The following is a 17,847-nucleotide window of genomic DNA, read 5'->3' on the forward strand; positions in this document are numbered from 1 at the left end:
CTGTCCGTTCGGCCGGACCATGCCGCGAGCGGCGCTGCGCCTCAATCCCGCGATCTCCTATCCTTGCGGAAAATCGGTCGAAATGCTGAGCGCGCGCCAGCGGTTCAGCTCGTCGAGCCGGGCCTCGTCGCTGCGCTCGATTGCCGCGACTGCGTCACTTCCGAGGGGGAGACGAAGCGGTGATGCTTCGGCCGCAACGATTTCGAGGATTGCTTTTGCACCGCGATGCGGATCGCCAGGCTGCCTGCCGTGATAGGCGGCCTGCATCCGCGCGGCATTGCCGACGACCGCGTCATACTCGGCGCGGCCAGCGTCGAGCGTCGTCGAGGCGCCGGCGAAATCGGTGCGGAAGCCGCCGGGTTCGACGATCGTCACCCGAACGCCGACCAGTCGCATCTCCTGCGCGAGCACTTCCGAGAAACCCTCGACGCCCCATTTCGCCGCCGAATAGGGCGCGCGCCCTGGAGCGCCGACGCGGCCGCCAACTGAGGAGAACTGGACGATGTGGCCGCTGCGCCGCTGCCGCATGTGCGGGATCACCGCCTTGGTCATGATGATCGTGCCGAACAGGTTGGTGGCGATCTGGCGACGGAACGAATTGATCGACGTGTCCTCGACCGAACCGACGTCACCATAGCCCGCGTTGTTGACCAGTACGTCCAGCGTGCCGAACTCGGCGATCGCGGCGGCCACCGCGGCTGCGGCATCATCCTCGGATGTGACATCCAGCCGCGCGGTGGCGAGCCTGCCCGGGCGACCGTCACCGAGCCGGGCGAGTTGGGCCGGGTCGCGCGCCGTCGCCAGCAGGTTGTCGCCCGCATCGAGAATCGCCTCGCACAGCGCACGTCCGAAGCCGCGCGAACTGCCGGTCACCAGCCAGGTTCTAGTCATGATGTTGCTCCCATCAGCCGAAGGTGAAGACATAAGCGCGCACGCCCGGGCGCGAGAACTCGACCGTGACGGTGCGGTCGGCGATCGCGCCGGGCTGGCGGACGAGCTGATATAGCCGGTCCTCCTTCACCTCGCCCCAACCGGCAGCGTCGACGTCAGTGCCGTGATTGCTCCCGGGCGCCCGGCCATCGATCGTCACGCGGAATCGGACCGGCCGGCCATCGGCCGCCCCGCCAAGCACAAGATGGACGTCCCGGGCATGGAAGCGGAAACGGATCGCGCCGGGGCCGCCGTTCAGTGTCGCATGCTCGCCGCCGACGCTCCAGCGGCCTGCCAGATCCCATTGGTTGAGCGAGAGCGTGGCGGCGCTGGCATAGGTTCGCGCCGTATCCTTCCCGAAACCGCCTGGAGAGGTAAAGTTAGCGGCCTTGTCATAGCCGATATAGGCTTCGGGCGAACGGAGGTCGGCCCAATCGGCCTGTGCCTCAATGCCCCCGGCCTCGACCGGGATGAGGGGAATGTCGGAGACATCGGCACCCGTCTCCGTCAGCAGCTTGCGGATCAGCTGCTCGGCTTCGTCATATTTGCCCTCGCCCAGCTGATAGCCGCGAACCTTGCCCGTCGCATCGATGAAGTAGAATCCGGGCCATCCCTGGTTGGCGAATGCGCGCCACACGGCATAGTCATTGTCCCGAAGGTTCGGATAGCGGACATCAAGCTGGTTCATGGCGAGGCGGACCCTCGCTGGATCCTTCTCGAAAGCGAACTCCGGCGCGTGGACGCCGATCACCTGTAGACCCTTGGTCCCGTAGCGTGCGTTCCAGGCGCGCAGATAGGGAAGGGCGCGCAGCGAGTTGATGCAGGAATAGGTCCAGAAATTGACCACAACGACCTTGCCGCCGAGCGCCTTGGTGCCATCCGCAACGGGCACGAGCCAGGGCTTGCCCTGCAGCACCTCGATCGGGTGCGAGGTAGTGCCGATGGGCGCGGCGGCCGTCGCTTCGCTGTCGGTGGCCGCAGACCGTGCGAGACCGAGCGCGTCGCCAAAGCAGATTGCGGTGGTTGCGGCCCCGGCGATGATGGCAGCGGCCGCAAAGCCGATGGAGCGTTTCTGGATCATGGGGAGCCCTTATGCGTGCGGTTCCCGGCAGATGTAGGGCGCAAGCGCGCCGCTGCCTGTTAGTCCGCGCCTGACGGGTGTTAGTTCCTGAGAGAAGATATCGCACGCGAACGCTAACAGCGCATCACGCCACTTAACGGGTGCCGGGCCGTCGCTCCCTCTAGATCTGGCCGCGACCAGATCAGGAGAAGCCAATGTTCGCCGATATCAGGGCGTCGCGCCGCCAGTTCGTGGCCGGCACCGCGATCGCCGCCGCCGCGAGTGCCATTCCAGCCCGCCTGTTGGCCGAGACGAGCAGCAGCCGTGCGATCCGCCCGTTCAAGGTCGCTGTGCCCACAGCAGAAATCCAGGCGATGCAGCGCCGGATCGCCGGCACGCGCTGGGCGGACGCGCAGCCGGTACCCGATGACAGCCAGGGGGTACGGCGGCAAACGCTCGAGACGCTGATGCGGTATTGGGCGCGCGGTTATGACTGGCGCGGGATCGAGGCCAGGCTCAACGCGTTGCCGATGTTCATGACCGAGATCGACAGTCTCGACATTCATTTCATCCATGTTCGCTCGCGGCACGAAAATGCCATGCCGATGATCCTGACCCATGGCTGGCCGGGCTCTGTCCTCGAGTTCCTCAAGGTCATCGATCCGCTCACCGATCCGACTGCGCATGGCGGGAAGGCGGAAGATGCGTTTCACCTGGTGATCCCCTCGATTCCGGGTTTCGGATTCTCTGCCAAGCCGACAACGCCCGGCTGGGGCTCGGACCATATCGGCCGTGCCTGGGGCCTGCTCATGCACCGCCTTGGCTACGACCGCTATGTCAGCCAGGGCGGAGACTGCGGCTCGGTCATCTCCCAGCGCATGGCGCTTCAGCATGTACCCGGCCTGCTCGGCATCCACCTCAACATGCCCGCGGTTGTCCCTGCGGACGTCGCCAGAATCCTCGCCGCCGGCGACCCCGCCCCGGCAGACCTTTCAGCAAAGGAGCGCCGTGCATTCGATCAGCTGGAAGCCTTTTACCGCGACAATGCCGCCTATGCCGCGATGATGAATACGCGGCCCCAGACCATTGGCTATTCGCTCGTCGACTCCCCGGTCGGCATGGCGGCCTGGATGTACGAGAAAATCGCGCAATGGACCGACAGCGGCGGCGAGCCCGAACGGGTTCTCGGCCGTGATGCGATCCTCGACGATATCTCGCTTTACTGGCTGACCGGGACAGGCGCGTCCGCCGCGCGGATCTATTGGGAGGATCATTCCAACAATTTCAACGCGCGCGGTATCATCGACATGCCGGTCGCGGTGAGCGTGTTCCCAGGCGAGATCTTTCGCGCGCCCCGAACCTGGGCGGAGCGTTGCTACAAGAATCTCTTCTACTTCAACGAGGCGGGCAAAGGCGGCCATTTCGCCGCCTGGGAACAGCCCAAAGCTTTTACCGAGGAAGTGCGCGCCGCTTTCCGCACGCTGCGCTGAGATCCCTAAAAACCCAAGGAGCAGACCGATGTCCGACACCAAGACTCTTTATAGTGCGCACGTGCATGTGACTGGCGGCCGCGACGGCGTTGCACGCGCTTCGGACGGCCGCCTCGACGTCAAGCTTGCCACCCCTGGCGGCACCGGCCCCGGCACCAACCCCGAGCAGTTGTTCGCCGCCGGCTGGTCCGCCTGTTTCGAAGGCGCAATGGCGATCGCGGCCAAGGCCAAAGGCGTTATTCTGCCGGCCGACCTCGCGATCGATGCCACGGTCGATCTGCGGCACGGCGAGGACGGCTATTCGCTCGCCGCCCGGCTGAACGTGAGCGTTCCCGGCGTGGATGCGGAAATGGCCCGCCAGCTGATCGAGGCCGCGCATCGTACCTGCCCGTACTCGAAGGCGATCAAGGGCAATATCGACGCGGTCGTCGCGCTTGTCTGACCATTATCCCACCAGGAGATCGACTATGAATAGACTGCTCGCCGGCGGGCTGCTGCTCGTCGCCTCTGCACTCGCCGCACCGGCACTGGCCCAGACCGCCAAGCCGACGGTCGTGCTTGTCCATGGCGCATTTGCGGACTCGTCGAGCTGGAACGGCGTGATCGCAGTTCTTGAGCGCGACGGCTACTCCGTCGTTGCGGCGCCCAATCCGTTGCGCGGCGTGCGCGCCGACGCCGATGTCGTCAGCGACCTCGTGAAGAGCATAAAGGGCCCGGTCGTCCTGGTCGGCCATAGCTATGGCGGCTCGGTGATCAGTGAGGCAGCCGAAGGCGCGTCGAACGTCAGGGCACTGGTCTATGTCGCGGCCTTTGCGCCGGACACAGGCGAGACGGCGCTGGGGCTTACTGGCAAGTTCCCCGGCAGCACGCTTGCGCCGACCCTGGCCCCGCCGGTCAGGCTCACGAACGGCGGCAACGATCTCTACATCCTTCAGGCGCGCTTCCATGATCAGTTCGCGGCGGACCTGCCCTTGGCGGAGGCGCGGCTGATGGCCGCGGGCCAGCGCCCGGTCGCCGAGGCGGCGCTGGGCGAGGCTTCGACCGCGCCGGCCTGGAAGCACATCCCGTCCTGGTTCGTCTATGGCGACAAGGATCGCAACATCCCGCCTGTCGCCCTCAAGTTCATGGCGGATCGGGCCCAGTCGCGGGGGACGCTCGTGGTCAAGGGCGCGTCGCACGTGGTGATGGTGTCGAACGCGGCCGCGGTGGCTGGCCTGATCGAAAAGGCTGCCGCCGCCGCCCGATGATACGAGCGCCGGCGGTCCAAGCCCCCTTGCCCCAGCGCCTCGTGCCCACGACCGGCTTCGCTCCCCCCTTTGCCGGTCGTGGGCGCCTCTTTCGCTGTAACGGTACGAACAGGCCTGCAGCAGGGCAGTGGCCGCATGCATCAACGCGTTCGTCGCCTGCTATTGGGAATAGGCCGTGAAAACGAGATCCGCGTTCTTCTCGAGCGCATCCAGCTTCACGTGGCAGGCGAAGCAGGACTGTGTGAGCATCGTATCCTGGTTCGCCATACCATTCTCGAACTGCCCATAGCCCCAGCCGCCGCTCGCGGCGTAGCGCTTCGAGTCCTTCACGCTGACCTGGATGTTGGTTGGCGGGCCGGCGACGAAGGACTGCGGTGCGGGAAACACCGTGTCGTTGCGCGACGATGATTGATACTGCCAGGCAAGCCTCACGATCACCGAGCCGTCGGGAAAGGGGCGCTTTCCCGCGCGAAACGCCTTCACTGCGATGTCGTTGCCCAGGATGGCGCGGATGTCGTTGTTCCTGCCCGCTTCGTGCGCGACGCTGATCAGCGTCCAGTCGCGGTAATCCTCGGGCAATTTCACGCCATATACCGGCGAGCGCTGATCCTCGGGGCGTTGGGCGGCGAAGACCGCCGATACCCCGAACGACAAGATCGCGAACGCAAGACTGGAGATGGAAAGGCGCTTCATGCTATTCTCCTCGAACGATCGCCGGGTGCGCCGCAAGGACGCGCCCGGCCAGGGCGTTCAGCGCGAGAGCTTCGCCACGTCGAGCACTGCCTTGGCAAAGGCAACCGGCGCTTCTTGCGGCAGATTGTGACCGATACCGCCGCTGATCAACCGATGCTCATAGGGTCCAGTGAACTTGGCGCGATATTGCGAGGGATCGGGATGGGGCGCGCCATTCGCGTCGCCTTCCATGGTGATCGACGGGATCGTCACCGGCGGTGCGGCGGCCAGCCTCGCCTCGATTGCATCATAGTGCGGTTCGCCTTGGGCGAGGCCCAGCCGCCAGCGATAATTGTGGATTACGATCGCGACATGGTCGGGATTGACGAACGAGGCAGCCGAACGGTCATAGATCGCAGCATCGAAAATCCATTTGGGCGAAGCCAATTCCCAAATCAGCTTGTTGAACGCCTTGGTGTTCGCGGCATAGCCAGCTTTGCCGCGCTCGGTCGCGAAATAGAATTGATACCACCATTGCAGCTCGGCCTGTGGCGGCAGCGGCTTGACGTTGCCTGCCTGGCTGCCGATCAGATAGCCGCTGACCGAGACGAGCGCGGTACAGCGCTCGGGCCAGAGCACCGCCATGATGTCCGCGGTGCGGGCGCCCCAGTCGAACCCCGCGACGATCGCCTTATCGATGGCGAGCGCGTCCATCAGCGCGAGTCCGTCCGCCGCCAGGGCGGCCTGCTGCGCGTTTCGCGGTGTTTCGCCCGAGCGGATGATGGTGGTGCCATAGCCGCGCAGATGCGGCACGATCACGCGATAGCCGCGCTCGGCGAGCAAGGGCGCGACCTCGGCAAAGGCGTTGATGTCATAGGGCCAGCCATGGAACAGCAGTACCGCTGGGCCGGCCGCCGGACCCATCTCGACATAGCCGATGCTGAGAACGCCGGCATCGATTTGCTTTACCGGCCCGAAGGGCGTCGAGGTCGAGCCCGCGGAGCGCGGCGTCATGGTTGCCTGCACCGGACTGGCGCCGCCCACCACTGCGGCGGCGATCGCGGCAGCGCCGTGAAGGAAGCCGCGGCGATCGGACGCATACGGTTCGGGCAAGAGCTTCGGCATGACATAATCCTTCCAGGCGAAATGGGGTCGGCATGGGAGATAGCCTCGCGCGCAACGGAAGGCCTGTTAATCGCTGTGATCTGTTGTGAGGAACACGCGGCCCGCCTGCGGCCTAACAACGGCTAACAGGCGAGCGCAGTCAAGCTGCCGCCGGGGCAGCCATGAAATCCATGCCTTTCGTCTCGTGCAGCAATGCCGCTGCGATCAGCACCAGCACATAGGCGACGGATACGTAGATGCCGATCGAATGGGCAATGCCGAAGGCTGAGATACTACCGCCCACGCCAAGGGGCGTGAAGCCGGCCACGCCGCGGCCAACATTATAGCAAAAGCCCAGGCCCGATCCGCGCAGCCGCGTCGGATAGAGTTCGTTGAGCACCGGCCCGATCGCGCTGTAGAGCCCCATGGCAAACACACCGAGCGGCACGCCGAGCGCCAGCAGTACGGAAGCCGAAACCGGTAGTTCGGTAGCGACCAGCACGGTGGCGATGCCGCCGAGCGCGAACAGGGCGAGGGTGGCACGGCGCCCGATCCGGTCGGCGAGCGAGGCGCCGAGCATATAGCCGGCGAGGGACCCCGAGACGAGGACGGCCATGTGCGTTGCGGTCTCGGCCGGGCTCATGCCGCGCTCGAGCCGCAGCATCGTCGGCCACCAGGTCGCGAGCGCCCAATAGCCGCCATGCGTACCGATCGCGAGCAGGCAGCCGCGGGCGGTGTTGCCGCACATACCGGACGAGAAAATCCGGTGCCAGACATCGACACCTGGGCTCGCCAGGAACGTGGCGGATTCCTGGAGTCGCGTGCGGACCAGGAAGATCGCGGCGACAGGCGGCAGACTCACGAAGAAGGCCGCACGCCATCCGAGCTCGGGCGGCAGCACGGCGATGGCGACGAGAGAGATCGCAGCAGCGAGGCCCCAGCCGACCGCCCAGGCGCTCTGTGCGGTCCCGACCAGGCGGCCGCGCGTCGCAGCGTTGGCGATCTCACCCATGAGCACCGCGCCGACCGCCCATTCGGCACCAAAACCGAAACCCTGAAGCATTCGCGCAATGAGCAGTTGCTCGTAATTCTGCGCCAGTCCGCATAGCATGGTGGAAACGGCCATCCAAAGGATGGTTACCTGCAGAACGCGCACCCGGCCCAGTCGATCTGACAGCAAACCCGCGAGCCAGCCGCCGGCGGCCGACGCGACGAGCGTTACGGTCGCAAGCAATCCACCGGCCGAAGGAGAGAAGTGCCAAAGCGTCAGCAGCACCGGCAGGATAAACGAATAGAGCTGGACGTTCATCGCATCGACGCTGAATCCGGCATAGGTACTGCGGAACGCGCGGCGGCTGTTTGGGTCGAGGTGACGGTACCAGGTTGGAGTGATCATCAGGAAGCTGCCGCAAAGAAATTGATCAAGGCCTTCAATCACATCTTGAATGATCGTTCCAGCATATTATCTGAGCGATATGGCACGACCCAAGCAATTCGACGTCGAGACGGCCGTGGAGGCTGCGGTGGAGGTGTTCCGCGAGCATGGCTATGAAGGCACCTCGGCGCAGAGGCTCGTCGATGGGATGGGGATCGGCCGGCAGAGCTTGTACGACACGTTCGGCGACAAATGGGGCATTTACCGAGCGGCGGTGCAGCACTATTCGCAAAATGAAGTGCGCACGCATGCCGAGACGCTGGCGAGCCGTGAACGTGCCATCGACGGCATCCGCGCGATGCTCGACCGGGTGGTAGCGGAGGCAAGCAAGTCGTGCCTCGGCCTGAGCGCCACCGTCGAGTTCGGCTGCACCAAGCCCGAACTCGTGAAGCTTCGTGAGGCTTCTAGCGGGACGCTTAACAAGGCCGTGAAGGATGCCCTAGCCCTTGCTCAGGCGCAAGGCGATGTCGCCGTCGATCTCGATCTCGACAGCCTTTCGACCTTTGTCATCGCGACGATTTCCAGCATCCGCCTCGCTGCGCGGGCTGGCGCAGGTCGGGAGCAGGTCGCCGCTCTTGGGGATCTCGCGTTGCGCGCCCTGCGCTGACCTTTATTTGCCTAATTTTGGAACGATCATTCAACAAGGAGTTTGACTATGAAGACAGTGGTGATGACGGCGATCGGCGGGACCGAGGTGTTGGAACTGATGGATCTCCCCGAACCTGTCGCAGGGCCCGGTGAAGTGCTGATCGAAATCGCGGCTAGCGGCGTCAACTTCATGGACATTGGCGTGCGTCAGGGCATGGCCTGGCACGAAATGCCGCTGCCCCGGGCGTTAGGCGTCGAAGGTGTAGGGCGCGTCGTTGCGCTGGGGGATGGCGTAGCGGACCTTGTGATCGGGCAGCGCGTCGCTTGGGTCTATGCGCCGGGCAGTTATGCCGAACGGATTGTGATTCCGACAGCGTCGCTGGTGCCGGTTCCCGACGATATCGACGATCGCACTGCCGCCTCGCTGATGATGCAGGGTCTCACCGCCAGCCACTTTGCGACTGACTTCTATCCGGTCCAGCCGGGGGACGTCGCGCTCGTGCATGCGGCCGCGGGTGGACTGGGGCAATTGCTCACCCAGATTATCAAGCTGCGCGGCGGCACGGTCATCGGCCGGGTCTCGAGTGCCGCCAAGGTGGAAGCCGCGAGAGCTGCCGGCACCGATCATGTCATTGTAGACGCTAAGGGCGATTTCGCGCCGGAGGTGCTCCGTCTCACGTCGGGCGGGGGCGTACACGTCGTTTATGACGGGTCGGGGCCTGCAACCTTTGACGGCTCGATCGCATCGCTACGCCGCTCGGGTACGTTCTGCTGGTTCGGTCCAGTATTGGGTAGCCCGGGCCAGATCGACATCATGAGCCTGCCGCGCAGCATCAAGCTCGGATACGCGGTCTTCTCCGATCACATTCATACCCCCGAGCTTCTGCTAGCGCACACAACTCGCCTGTTTGAATGGGTCCGCGAGGGCAAGCTACAGGTGCGAACCGCGACGGGCTTCGCATTGTCGGAGGCCGCTAAGGCACACCAGGCGATGGAGAACCGCGCGACTACGGGCAAGCTGCTGCTCTTCCCGTGAACGCGGACACGGCCAATCCGACGATGGGCCTTTGTGAGGGTTGATAGGGTATTTCTCCGGGTGCCCGTCCATCGAGTGGGTCTGCTTTCTCTGGAACGGCGCGGACTCAGCTTTGGCGGATCGTTCAGCCAAGAGCCGTCAATCCGCAGCCGACCCATGCCCGCTGGTCCGGTAAAAAGCAGCTACGCGCGTCTCAGTATCGGTCATTGCCGATCACCGGTTAGCGCAGCGATGCTGTGCTAACCGGCTTCCGTCAAAAGTCCGTCATTACATGGGTGTCGTTGGTCGCCGCCGCTGCCGTGTTGACCCTGTCGTACCAATCCTGGGCCGGCACCGACATTGGCTGCTGAATGGTCAACGAGTCGGTGCTTTGGCGAAAACCACAGGGTCGATCAGCACATCGGTGAGGACCAAGTCGAGGGCCCACTGCGTATCCGGCCCGCTTCCGTCATCTGTGTAGCTCGACCTAGCCACGATCAGATCCTTACTGAGATCCTCCTGCAAAGAATAGCAGATGGTGGATCCTACCAGGCCGTCTCCCAGGTCGGTGCATTGCGTGTTGACGCTGGCGATTATTCTCGTCCAGCAGCGACTGAAGCGTGAGCAGGGCGGATGTTGATTGATCCATTCTGATGTCCGGATTTCCGACCATGGGCCGGATTTCGCTGTGACGCTGCGGGACAGCGTTATCTTGGCCGAGCATGCTTGGCGATCCACCTTGATGGTCGGCGTATCTTCGAAGACCGCCACGTTCGCATGACTTCGGTAGATTGCGTGCTTTCCCTTCCAGAGCAGGTCGCGTCCCTCGACCCGCGCGTCGACGCCGCGGGTCTTGCACTCGGTTTCAAGTGCCTCAAGGTCGTCCCTGACATCGATGCGCCCGAATCCGGCCTCGGCGTACAGCCCTTGAACCATCGCTTCTTTCGATGGCGCGATGCCCGCCGGCAGGGGCGCGGTCCGGTCTTGCGCCTGCGCGAAGGAGCAAGCGAATGGCAGCAGAACAAGTGGTAGGACGATTGCCAGAGCTTTCATGATCAGCGCAGCCTTTAGCCTCCTGGATCGACTGTCTCCCGACACGTCGACCGGGTTCGGAAAGTAAGGGGCTGAAGCCTGGCGTCAATGGCGGGGTGGGTTCGGGGCGCACCTGCGCCATGACTCTTGCTGCATCGCCGAACGGCCGCCGCGAAAACCCTTTCGGCCGCCCTCGAACATCGGCCGGACCAAACCGCTGGTGCGCCTCGTGCTCAACCAGATCGGCGGCCGCATGACCGAACGGCTCGAGCAGCCCGGCGCCACGGCGCGCCGGCACCAGCTGCCGATGATGCTCGACGAGTTTCCGGCGTTCGGCCGCCTCGACTTCTTCGAGACCAGCCAGCTGCATGCAATCAGGCGGGCATCGGCGGTCTGATTGTAGATGGGAGTCTTCAGATTGAGCGCGACCCGCACCCGATAGGAAGTGCTCGAGCGCCAATAATCATGCAGCAGCATCAGCCGGCACGGGCTGGCACCACGAGTCCCGTGCAGGTGCCGAAGCCGATGCTGACCCGGCCGTCGGCTTCCATCCGGCCGGATAGTGAGAGCATGTCGCCGTCTTCGAGGAACGTGCGTGTCTCACCCGTCGGTAGCGTCACCGGCTCGGCGCCGCCGCGCGATAGCTCCAGCAGGCTGCCATAGGCGTCGCGGGTCGGCCCTGAAATAGTGCCGGTACCGAACAGGTCGCCGGGATTCAGATCGCAGCCATTGACGCTATGATGAGCGACCAGTTGAGCGATCGTCCAATACATGTTCGATGCTGGCCCCCGGCTCAGTCGTAGCGGTGCATGCCCATCGGCGCGCATACGTTCGGACATGATCGTGACCTCGAGCGTGATGGCGAGCGCGCCTTGTGCCTGGTCATCGGCATCGAGCAGATAGGGGAGGGGCGCCGGATCGCCCTCGGGCCGTGGCGGCTGGGCGATCCGGAAGGGCATCAGCGCCTCGGCGGTCACGATCCAGGGGGACACGGTGGTCAAGAAATTCTTGGCGAGGAACGGACCCAGCGGTTGATATTCCCAGGCTTGGACGTCGCGTGCCGACCAGTCGTTGAGCAGGCCGATCCCGGCGATATGCTGGCCCGCTTCCTCGATCGAGATCGCCGATCCCGGCACATTGCCGGGCCCGATCCAGACACCCAGTTCGAGCTCATAGTCTAGCCTGCGCGTGGCAGCTAGCGCAGGGGTCGAGGCGTCCGGCACCTTGAGCTGACCGTGCGGCCGGAGAACAGGCGTGCCCGACACGCGCACCGACGACGCACGTCCATGATAGCCAATCGGCACATGCTTGTAATTGGGCAGGAGCGGATTGTCGGGGCGGAACAGCAGCCCGACATTGGTGGCGTGATGAATGCCGACATAGAAATCGGTATAGTCACCGATCCGCGCTGGCACGTGCAATGTGCAAGTACTCGCTGGATGCAGCATCGGCATGACCGCATCGCGATAGTCGAGGTCATTGTCGAGCAGCGCCGATACGGCACGTCGCAGCGCGCGGCGCGGGCCGGCGCCGAGCGCCAGCAGCGGATTGAGCGAGTCGCCTGACGCGGCTTGCGCCGCCTGGCGCGCGGTATCGTCCAGAAGCGCGCTTTGCGCCAGCGCGGCAAGGTCGAGGATAAAGTCGCCGATCGCAACGCCGCCGCGCGGGGCGCCGCCGCTGCCGTCCGAAAACATGCCCAACGGCAGGTTCTGGATCGGGAAATCAGGGTGGCCTTGCGCGCTCGCAATCCAGCTGGCGCGCTGCGGATCGTGAGTCTCGTCGATGAAGGAGGTCATTTGCGCCGCGCCGCAGTTGGGAAATTGGCCCGGCAATCGTCATAGTCCGGCTGCAGTGCGGGGCTCTCGATCGCCCAGCGGGTTGAACAAAGCCTGCTCTGGAATTTCTGGATCCGCTCGAACGGCGCGCAGGCGCAGGGCACAAAGGCGTCGTGACTGGCGGCGAGCCTCACCCGGTAGAGCCATGAGCGCCGGTTCCCACAGTGGGGCGCGGTGAACACATTGCCCGAGACCTGCGCGGCATAGAGCCCAAACGGCACCTGCCACGGCGAGTTACGGCCGATCGGCGGTGCGCCGGCGACGGTTTCGGTCGCAACATCGTTGCCGAAACCCGGGACATAGCCGGTATCGGTGCTCACAATCGGGGTTGGGATGTTCACGTCTTTTCAGCAGTGCGGAAGATGCGGCGTAAGCGACTCGACGAACGGTGCGACGGTCTCGCTGCGGAGCCCGGCGATGTTGATGCGGCCAGCATCGGGCATATAAATGCCGTGCGCCGCGCGCAGCGCCGCGACCGCGTCGCGGTTGATCGGCAGCAGCGCGAACAGGCCCTGCTGCCCTGCAATCGGCGCGAGTGCCGGATGCGCCTGGCCAAGTGCGGTGCGCAGGTCATTGATCCGCGTGCGCATCTCGGTGAGCTCGGCCCGCCAATCGCGGGCAAGTTCGGCGTCTTCGAGTATCAGTCGCACTACCGCCGCGCCGTGATCGGGCGGCATCGACCACAGGCTGCGCGCAAGCACCAGCATCGTTTCGCGCACGGGTACCGCCGCCGCCGGCGTCGCGGCCTGCACCCACAACGCGCCGACCCGCTCGCGATAGAGCGCGAAATTCTTGTCGCAACTATAGGCGAGCAGTGCTTCCGGCACGGCCGCGAGCATCCCGCGCATGCCCGCCGCATCCTCGTCCAGCCCGTGGCCAAGCCCCTGATAGGCAAGGTCGATGAGCGGAACGAGCCCGCGCGCCACGGCCAGCGCCGTCAGAATCTGCCACTGCTCCTCGGAAAAGGCAGTGCCCGTCGGGTTGTGGCAGCAGCCGTGCAGCAGCAGCACATCGCCCGCCCTGGCCTCGGCCAGGCCCGCGACATATGCCTCGAAATCGAGATCGGAGCGTGCGGCATCGAAATAAGCATGGGTGCGGACCGTCAGCTTGGCCTCGCGAAAGATCGGCCCGTGATTGGGCCAGGTCGGCGTGCCGATCCAGATCGTCGGCGCCTTGCCCGACCGCGCGATCAGCTCTGCCGCCAGCCGCAATGCGCCGGTACCGCCCGGTGTCTGGATGCCGGTGATCCGTGTATCCGCCGCCAAGGTGCCGCCGAGCGCGATGGTAGCAAGCTGGTCGGTGTAACCCTGGTCGCCCTCGGCCCCCAAATAGCTTTTGCTGTCCTGTCCCGCGAGCAGCCGCGTCTCGGCCATTTTGACCGCGCGCATTACCGGCGTCGTGCCGGTGGCGTCGCGATAGACCCCGACGCCCACATCGATCTTGTCGGGCCGTGGATCGGCGCGATGCATGCCGATCACCGCGAGCAGGGCGTCCGCCGGTTGACGATCCAGCGTATCGAACAGGGCGGCGGCCGACCACCGGTCGAGGATGAGCGTCATGCCGCCACCTTTGCGCGAGCATAGGCCTGCGTGCCCTCGGTATAGACGCGGTCAGCCGGCAGGATCGTCTCGATCTCGATATCGGGTTGGCCTGTGAGCTCGGTATAAAGCGGTCCGAAATCGGTGTTGAGAGTCTGGTCGAGCAGGTCCTCGAAACTGTCGATGACGAAATAATTCTGCTGGAAATCGTCGATGCGGTATTTCGTGCGCATCAGACGCTTGAGGTCGAAGCCGATACGGTTGGGCGAAGGATCGTCGAGCGCGAAGGCCGACTCCGTGAACGACGAGACGATTCCCGCGCCATAGAGCCGGAGGCCTTCGCCCGAGCGCACCAGCCCGAACTCGACCGTATACCAATAGAGCCGCGACAGCCGATCGATCGCCCCGAGCCCGGCGGCGCGCTGACCGCCGACGCCATAGGCCTGCATATAGTCCGCGAAGACCGGGTGAACGAGCAGGGGGACGTGCCCGAACACGTCGTGGAACACATCTGGCTCCTGCAGATAGTCGAGCTGCGCGGGCGTGCGGATAAAGTTGCCGGCGACGAAGCGGCGGTTGGCCAGATGATCGAAGAACACCTCGTCCGGCACCAGCCCGGGCACCGCCACGACCTGCCAGCCGGTCGCCTTCATCAGCCGATCCGACAATTCCCCGAAATCCGGGATGCCCGGTTTCGACAGGCGCAAAACGTCGAGACCATCGAGGAACTCCGGGGTCACGCGTCCGGGCAACATGCGCACCTGGCGGTCGAACAGCCTGTCCCAGGTGGCGTGCTCCTCGGCGGTATAGGCGGCCCAATCCTGTGGAATGGTCCAGTCTTTGGCAGCCCCCTCGGGGCGGGTCAGTTCTGCATGAGCCATGTAGTGCAAGATCGCATCATCTCAGCGCATAATGCCTATCTTATTTTCGAGGTTTCAGCCTAAAATAGAAATGAATCTCACCAAGAATGGAAAAATATGAAAGATATTCATCGCTTCGATGCCATCGATGCGCGAATCGTTACGTTGCTGCAGGACAATGCGACGCTCAGTCATGCCGATCTGGCTGATCGCGTCGGCGCGTCATCCGCATCGTGCTGGCGACGGGTCAAGGCGCTGGAAGCGAATGGCGTCTTGCGTCGCACGGTGCGGTTGGTCGACCCGGTAGCGGTGGGCCGCGGGGTCAATGTGCTGTGCAACATCCGCATGCGCAGCCATGCGATCGAGGCGCGGCAGGCGTTCGAGCAGTTCGTCGATGGCCGGCCTGAAATCATCGAGTGCTTCTCGATGTCGGGCGATTGGGACTATCTGCTGCGGATCGTCGCCGCCGACGTCACCGACTATAATGACTTTTTGATGCTGACCCTGCTTGCCCACACCTCAGTGGCGGGTGCCTCATCGCATTTCGCGTTGTCGATGACGAAATACACCACCGCCTTGCCAATCTAGGAAGCACGATACCCTCGCTGCGCGGCGTAGCGCGATGCGGCAGTTCGCAGCCGTGCAGTGACCGGCCATTCGACGCCCTTGCGTGATCGTGCATAAATTGTCCTGGCTCGTCGATTACCTCGTACTCGTATCGACGAAGCCGCTCTTCCCGGTCCGACTGAGGTCGGCGTTGAGGCGCTTGCCCAAAATCTCGTCAAAGCCGCTAGAAAGCTGAGCGACCCCCCTCAATTGCTGGTAAAAGCTAGTAGCGGCTTTTGCGCACCGGGATCGCCGTTGTTCGCTTGATCTCGGTCAATGTCACCGTCGATTGGACGTCCTGAACCCCGGGAAGTTTGAGGATCACCCGAAAGATGAACCGCTGATACCATTCAAGCGATTCAGCGATGATCTTCAGGATAATGTCGCGTTCGCCGAAAATGGTGTGGCATTCCATGACCTCGGGCGTCGTCTCGATCCTGCGGTTGAACTCGGCGCGCTGTTCATCGCTCAGCGTCACCATTTTCAAGGTGGCGAAGATGTAAAGGCTTTCACCGAATTTCGTGCGGTCGAGCAGCGCGACCTGGCCGACGATATAGCCCTCCTCGCGTAGTCGCTGCAGCCGACGCCAGCAGGGCGACTGCGAGAGGCCGACACGCTCGGCGAGCTCGCTCGTCGAGAGCGAGGCGTCTTTCTGAAGCTGCTCGAGGATCTTCAGATCGATCGAAGTGAGCGGGTCGGTCATGGGCGATATTCCTGTCGGGCGCTGTTGTGATGGCGCGAGGCGTGCCGGTGCAACATAACTTTACCGGCCCTTCGAGCAATCCGCGACTAAACATATCCGCGAAATACCGAGTCTATCCGGGCGGCCCGAGAAAATTTTATGCAACCTCCGGGCGATGACATCAAAGTTCGCATAATCATTTCTTCGGGGTGACTCTAAGGTGCGAGGATTGGAGGCCGATCCCGCATGACGTTGAAGTCCGCCTTTGCCCGCTCACTGTCTTGCGCGGTGCTGGCCATCTCACTTTCCTGCCCGGCTTGGGCACAGCCGGCCGCGCCGGTCGCGGTTCACGACCAGGTCGATCACCCCGACGTCGTCACGCATCACAAGGGGCAGTTCGGCGGCCGGAACATCGCCTATACCGCAACGGTCGAAGGGCTGCCGGTCTCGACCGGCCCCGATAGCGAAGGCGCGCGGATCGTCAGCTTCGCCTATACGCGCGACAAGGCCGATCCCGTGCGCCGGCCAGTGATGTTCCTGTTCAACGGCGGACCGATCGTCCCATCCCAATATCTGCACATCGGCGGTATCGGGCCGAAACGGGTCGCCTATCCGGATGACGTCAAGGCCGACCCGTCGACCTTCAAGCTGGTCGACAATCTCTATTCACCGCTCGATGCGGTCGACCTGGTTTTCGTCGACCCCGCTTCGACCGGCTTCAGCCGCGCCGCGCCGGGCACCGATCCGAAAGTATATTTCTCCGTGCAGGCCGATGCGCGTCAGTTCGCCGCCTTCATCCGCGCCTGGCTGAAGAAGCACGGCCGCGAGGGTGCGCCCGTGTATCTCACCGGCGAAAGCTACGGCACCAACCGCGCGGCTGAGATTGCCGGCCAGCTGGCCGACAGCCCCGATCCGCTGCCGCTTGCGGGTGTCTTCCTTTATGGGCAGGCCGCCAACATCGTCGAATATTCGCAGCGGCCGGCCAACGTCACCAGCTACATCGCTTCGCTGCCGACGATCGCCGCAATCGGCTGGTATCATGGCAAGGCCGATCGCAAGGGGCGCTCGCTCGACGCGTTCCTCGCCGAGGCGCGCAGCTTCGCCAAGGGAGACTATCTGACCGTCCTTTACCAGGGCAGCGCTGCATCGGATGCCGACAAGCGGCGGGTCGCTGCGCGGCTGGCCGAGCTTAGTGGCATTCCGGCAGACTGGTATCTGGCGAATGATCTCAAGATCACCAAGGAACGCTACCGGGCCGAACTGCTCAAGGACCAGGGTCTGCTGCTCGGTCGTACCGATGCGCGCTACACCGCGCCGATCACCGACAAGGGCAATGCGCCCGATCCTTCCGATGTGCTGATGCAGGGCGTACAGAAATTCTTCCCCGGCTATATCCGCGACGATCTCAAGGTCGACTGGACGGATCCCTATGTTCCGGCCGTGGAGATTGCGGGCCTGGAAGACTGGGGCTGGGGCGACGCCAAGAGCCCGTTCGGCGACTGGCCCTATTACAAGGGTATCGGCAAGATGATGAAGCTCAATCCGAGCTTCCGTCTCCTCGTCGGTAACGGCATCTACGACACCCAGACGACGATGGGCGCGGCCGAACTGCTGTCGACCCAGTCGGGCTGGGATCCTGCCCGCGTGACGCTGCGCTACTATGACGGCGGCCATACCGGCTATTCGGTGGCGGCGACGGCCAGGGCGATCGGCGACGATATCCGAAGCCTGGTCCGCTGATTGGGGCGCCGGA

The 17,847-nt window shown here is 64.1% G+C and carries 18 protein-coding genes and 1 pseudogene; 8 read left to right on the top strand and 11 right to left on the bottom strand.

The window, feature by feature from the left end:
• Nucleotides 1-57 precede the first annotated feature (57 nt).
• Both H3Z74_RS04995 and H3Z74_RS05000 read right to left on the bottom strand, forming a co-directional pair.
• Nucleotides 58-891 (bottom strand): oxidoreductase, encoded by an 834-nt coding sequence (locus H3Z74_RS04995; protein WP_187762859.1) that lies wholly within the window; start codon nt 889-891, stop codon nt 58-60.
• 13 nt (nt 892-904) lie between these two features.
• Nucleotides 905-2,011 (bottom strand): redoxin family protein, encoded by a 1,107-nt coding sequence (locus H3Z74_RS05000; RefSeq protein ID WP_187762860.1) that lies wholly within the window; start codon nt 2,009-2,011, stop codon nt 905-907.
• Nucleotides 2,012-2,205: 194 nt separating this feature from the next.
• Here H3Z74_RS05000 and H3Z74_RS05005 point away from each other — a divergent pair, with 194 nt between their 5' ends.
• Genes H3Z74_RS05005 through H3Z74_RS05015 form a run of 3 tightly spaced genes read left to right on the top strand, consistent with a single transcriptional unit; the run spans nt 2,206 to nt 4,727 of the window.
• Nucleotides 2,206-3,480, top strand: coding sequence for an epoxide hydrolase family protein (locus tag H3Z74_RS05005; protein ID WP_187762861.1), 1,275 nt, complete (start codon nt 2,206-2,208; stop codon nt 3,478-3,480).
• 28 nt (nt 3,481-3,508) lie between these two features.
• Nucleotides 3,509-3,922 carry an organic hydroperoxide resistance protein gene (locus H3Z74_RS05010; protein ID WP_187762862.1) on the top strand — a complete coding sequence of 138 codons (414 nt, stop codon included), beginning with the start codon at nt 3,509-3,511 and terminating at the stop codon, nt 3,920-3,922.
• A 25-nt stretch (nt 3,923-3,947) separates the two neighbouring features.
• Entirely contained in the window at nt 3,948-4,727 is a 780-nt protein-coding gene (locus H3Z74_RS05015; protein WP_187762863.1) for an alpha/beta fold hydrolase, read from the top strand.
• 159 nt (nt 4,728-4,886) lie between these two features.
• Here the strand turns inward: H3Z74_RS05015 and H3Z74_RS05020 are convergent, their stop codons facing one another.
• From H3Z74_RS05020 to H3Z74_RS05030, 3 genes are all read right to left on the bottom strand, one after another.
• Entirely contained in the window at nt 4,887-5,420 is a 534-nt protein-coding gene (locus tag H3Z74_RS05020) for a cytochrome P460 family protein (RefSeq protein WP_187762864.1), read from the bottom strand.
• Between the two features lie 57 nt (nt 5,421-5,477).
• A complete protein-coding gene (locus H3Z74_RS05025) occupies nt 5,478-6,524 on the bottom strand; it encodes an alpha/beta fold hydrolase (protein ID WP_187762865.1) in 1,047 nt (348 codons plus the stop codon).
• Between the two features lie 139 nt (nt 6,525-6,663).
• Nucleotides 6,664-7,899, bottom strand: coding sequence for an MFS transporter (locus H3Z74_RS05030; RefSeq protein ID WP_229726896.1), 1,236 nt, complete (start codon nt 7,897-7,899; stop codon nt 6,664-6,666).
• A 49-nt stretch (nt 7,900-7,948) separates the two neighbouring features.
• Between H3Z74_RS05030 and H3Z74_RS05035 the strand changes: the two genes are divergently transcribed.
• Complete coding sequence (locus H3Z74_RS05035; RefSeq protein WP_229726897.1) at nt 7,949-8,545, top strand: TetR/AcrR family transcriptional regulator; 597 nt, start codon at nt 7,949-7,951, stop codon at nt 8,543-8,545.
• Between the two features lie 48 nt (nt 8,546-8,593).
• Entirely contained in the window at nt 8,594-9,562 is a 969-nt protein-coding gene (locus H3Z74_RS05040) for a quinone oxidoreductase family protein (RefSeq protein WP_187762866.1), read from the top strand.
• A 354-nt stretch (nt 9,563-9,916) separates the two neighbouring features.
• On the opposite strand, the gene H3Z74_RS05045 is transcribed toward H3Z74_RS05040, so the two are convergent.
• Nucleotides 9,917-10,594 (bottom strand): hypothetical protein, encoded by a 678-nt coding sequence (locus tag H3Z74_RS05045; protein ID WP_187762867.1) that lies wholly within the window; start codon nt 10,592-10,594, stop codon nt 9,917-9,919.
• A gap of 166 nt (nt 10,595-10,760) precedes the next feature.
• Between H3Z74_RS05045 and H3Z74_RS05050 the strand changes: the two are divergent.
• A pseudogene (locus tag H3Z74_RS05050) lies at nt 10,761-10,934 on the top strand (type IV secretory system conjugative DNA transfer family protein); the annotation flags it as partial.
• A gap of 115 nt (nt 10,935-11,049) precedes the next feature.
• Here the strand turns inward: H3Z74_RS05050 and fahA are convergent.
• From fahA to phhA, 4 genes are read right to left on the bottom strand one after another with little or no spacing between them, the layout of a single operon-like run.
• Nucleotides 11,050-12,369 carry a fumarylacetoacetase gene (fahA, locus tag H3Z74_RS05055; RefSeq protein WP_187762868.1) on the bottom strand — a complete coding sequence of 440 codons (1,320 nt, stop codon included), beginning with the start codon at nt 12,367-12,369 and terminating at the stop codon, nt 11,050-11,052.
• Complete coding sequence (locus tag H3Z74_RS24835) at nt 12,366-12,728, bottom strand: homogentisate 1,2-dioxygenase (RefSeq protein ID WP_187762869.1); 363 nt, start codon at nt 12,726-12,728, stop codon at nt 12,366-12,368. The genes fahA and H3Z74_RS24835 overlap by 4 nt, the downstream gene beginning before the upstream one ends.
• A gap of 27 nt (nt 12,729-12,755) precedes the next feature.
• Nucleotides 12,756-13,967: an aromatic amino acid transaminase gene (locus H3Z74_RS05065; protein WP_187762870.1), complete on the bottom strand. Its 1,212-nt coding sequence runs from the start codon at nt 13,965-13,967 to the stop codon at nt 12,756-12,758.
• A complete protein-coding gene (phhA, locus tag H3Z74_RS05070) occupies nt 13,964-14,827 on the bottom strand; it encodes a phenylalanine 4-monooxygenase (RefSeq protein WP_187762871.1) in 864 nt (287 codons plus the stop codon). The genes H3Z74_RS05065 and phhA overlap by 4 nt, the downstream gene beginning before the upstream one ends.
• A gap of 96 nt (nt 14,828-14,923) precedes the next feature.
• Here phhA and H3Z74_RS05075 point away from each other — a divergent pair, with 96 nt between their 5' ends.
• Nucleotides 14,924-15,394 (top strand): Lrp/AsnC family transcriptional regulator, encoded by a 471-nt coding sequence (locus tag H3Z74_RS05075; protein ID WP_187762872.1) that lies wholly within the window; start codon nt 14,924-14,926, stop codon nt 15,392-15,394.
• A 241-nt stretch (nt 15,395-15,635) separates the two neighbouring features.
• On the opposite strand, the gene H3Z74_RS05080 is transcribed toward H3Z74_RS05075, so the two are convergent.
• Nucleotides 15,636-16,115, bottom strand: a complete 480-nt coding sequence (locus tag H3Z74_RS05080) for an Lrp/AsnC family transcriptional regulator (protein WP_183110556.1) — start codon at nt 16,113-16,115, stop codon at nt 15,636-15,638.
• 225 nt (nt 16,116-16,340) lie between these two features.
• Between H3Z74_RS05080 and H3Z74_RS05085 the strand changes: the two genes are divergently transcribed.
• Nucleotides 16,341-17,834: a S10 family peptidase gene (locus tag H3Z74_RS05085; RefSeq protein WP_187762873.1), complete on the top strand. Its 1,494-nt coding sequence runs from the start codon at nt 16,341-16,343 to the stop codon at nt 17,832-17,834.
• The last annotated feature ends 13 nt before the right edge of the window (nt 17,835-17,847 follow it).

The organism is Sphingomonas alpina, from assembly GCF_014490665.1.
Classification (GTDB): Bacteria; Pseudomonadota; Alphaproteobacteria; order Sphingomonadales; family Sphingomonadaceae; genus Sphingomonas; species Sphingomonas alpina.

What these genes read in the sequence shown, in the direction of transcription:
- H3Z74_RS04995 (WP_187762859.1), bottom strand. Translation starts at nt 891, where the DNA reads ATGACTAGAACCTGGCTGGTGACCGGCAGTTCGCGCGGCTTCGGACGT.
- H3Z74_RS05000 (WP_187762860.1), bottom strand. Translation starts at nt 2,011, where the DNA reads ATGATCCAGAAACGCTCCATCGGCTTTGCGGCCGCTGCCATCATCGCC.
- H3Z74_RS05005 (WP_187762861.1), top strand. Translation starts at nt 2,206, where the DNA reads ATGTTCGCCGATATCAGGGCGTCGCGCCGCCAGTTCGTGGCCGGCACC.
- H3Z74_RS05010 (WP_187762862.1), top strand. Translation starts at nt 3,509, where the DNA reads ATGTCCGACACCAAGACTCTTTATAGTGCGCACGTGCATGTGACTGGC.
- H3Z74_RS05015 (WP_187762863.1), top strand. Translation starts at nt 3,948, where the DNA reads ATGAATAGACTGCTCGCCGGCGGGCTGCTGCTCGTCGCCTCTGCACTC.
- H3Z74_RS05020 (WP_187762864.1), bottom strand. Translation starts at nt 5,420, where the DNA reads ATGAAGCGCCTTTCCATCTCCAGTCTTGCGTTCGCGATCTTGTCGTTC.
- H3Z74_RS05025 (WP_187762865.1), bottom strand. Translation starts at nt 6,524, where the DNA reads ATGCCGAAGCTCTTGCCCGAACCGTATGCGTCCGATCGCCGCGGCTTC.
- H3Z74_RS05030 (WP_229726896.1), bottom strand. Translation starts at nt 7,899, where the DNA reads ATGATCACTCCAACCTGGTACCGTCACCTCGACCCAAACAGCCGCCGC.
- H3Z74_RS05035 (WP_229726897.1), top strand. Translation starts at nt 7,949, where the DNA reads ATGATCGTTCCAGCATATTATCTGAGCGATATGGCACGACCCAAGCAA.
- H3Z74_RS05040 (WP_187762866.1), top strand. Translation starts at nt 8,594, where the DNA reads ATGAAGACAGTGGTGATGACGGCGATCGGCGGGACCGAGGTGTTGGAA.
- H3Z74_RS05045 (WP_187762867.1), bottom strand. Translation starts at nt 10,594, where the DNA reads ATGAAAGCTCTGGCAATCGTCCTACCACTTGTTCTGCTGCCATTCGCT.
- fahA (WP_187762868.1), bottom strand. Translation starts at nt 12,369, where the DNA reads ATGACCTCCTTCATCGACGAGACTCACGATCCGCAGCGCGCCAGCTGG.
- H3Z74_RS05065 (WP_187762870.1), bottom strand. Translation starts at nt 13,967, where the DNA reads ATGACGCTCATCCTCGACCGGTGGTCGGCCGCCGCCCTGTTCGATACG.
- phhA (WP_187762871.1), bottom strand. Translation starts at nt 14,827, where the DNA reads ATGGCTCATGCAGAACTGACCCGCCCCGAGGGGGCTGCCAAAGACTGG.
- H3Z74_RS05075 (WP_187762872.1), top strand. Translation starts at nt 14,924, where the DNA reads ATGAAAGATATTCATCGCTTCGATGCCATCGATGCGCGAATCGTTACG.
- H3Z74_RS05080 (WP_183110556.1), bottom strand. Translation starts at nt 16,115, where the DNA reads ATGACCGACCCGCTCACTTCGATCGATCTGAAGATCCTCGAGCAGCTT.
- H3Z74_RS05085 (WP_187762873.1), top strand. Translation starts at nt 16,341, where the DNA reads ATGACGTTGAAGTCCGCCTTTGCCCGCTCACTGTCTTGCGCGGTGCTG.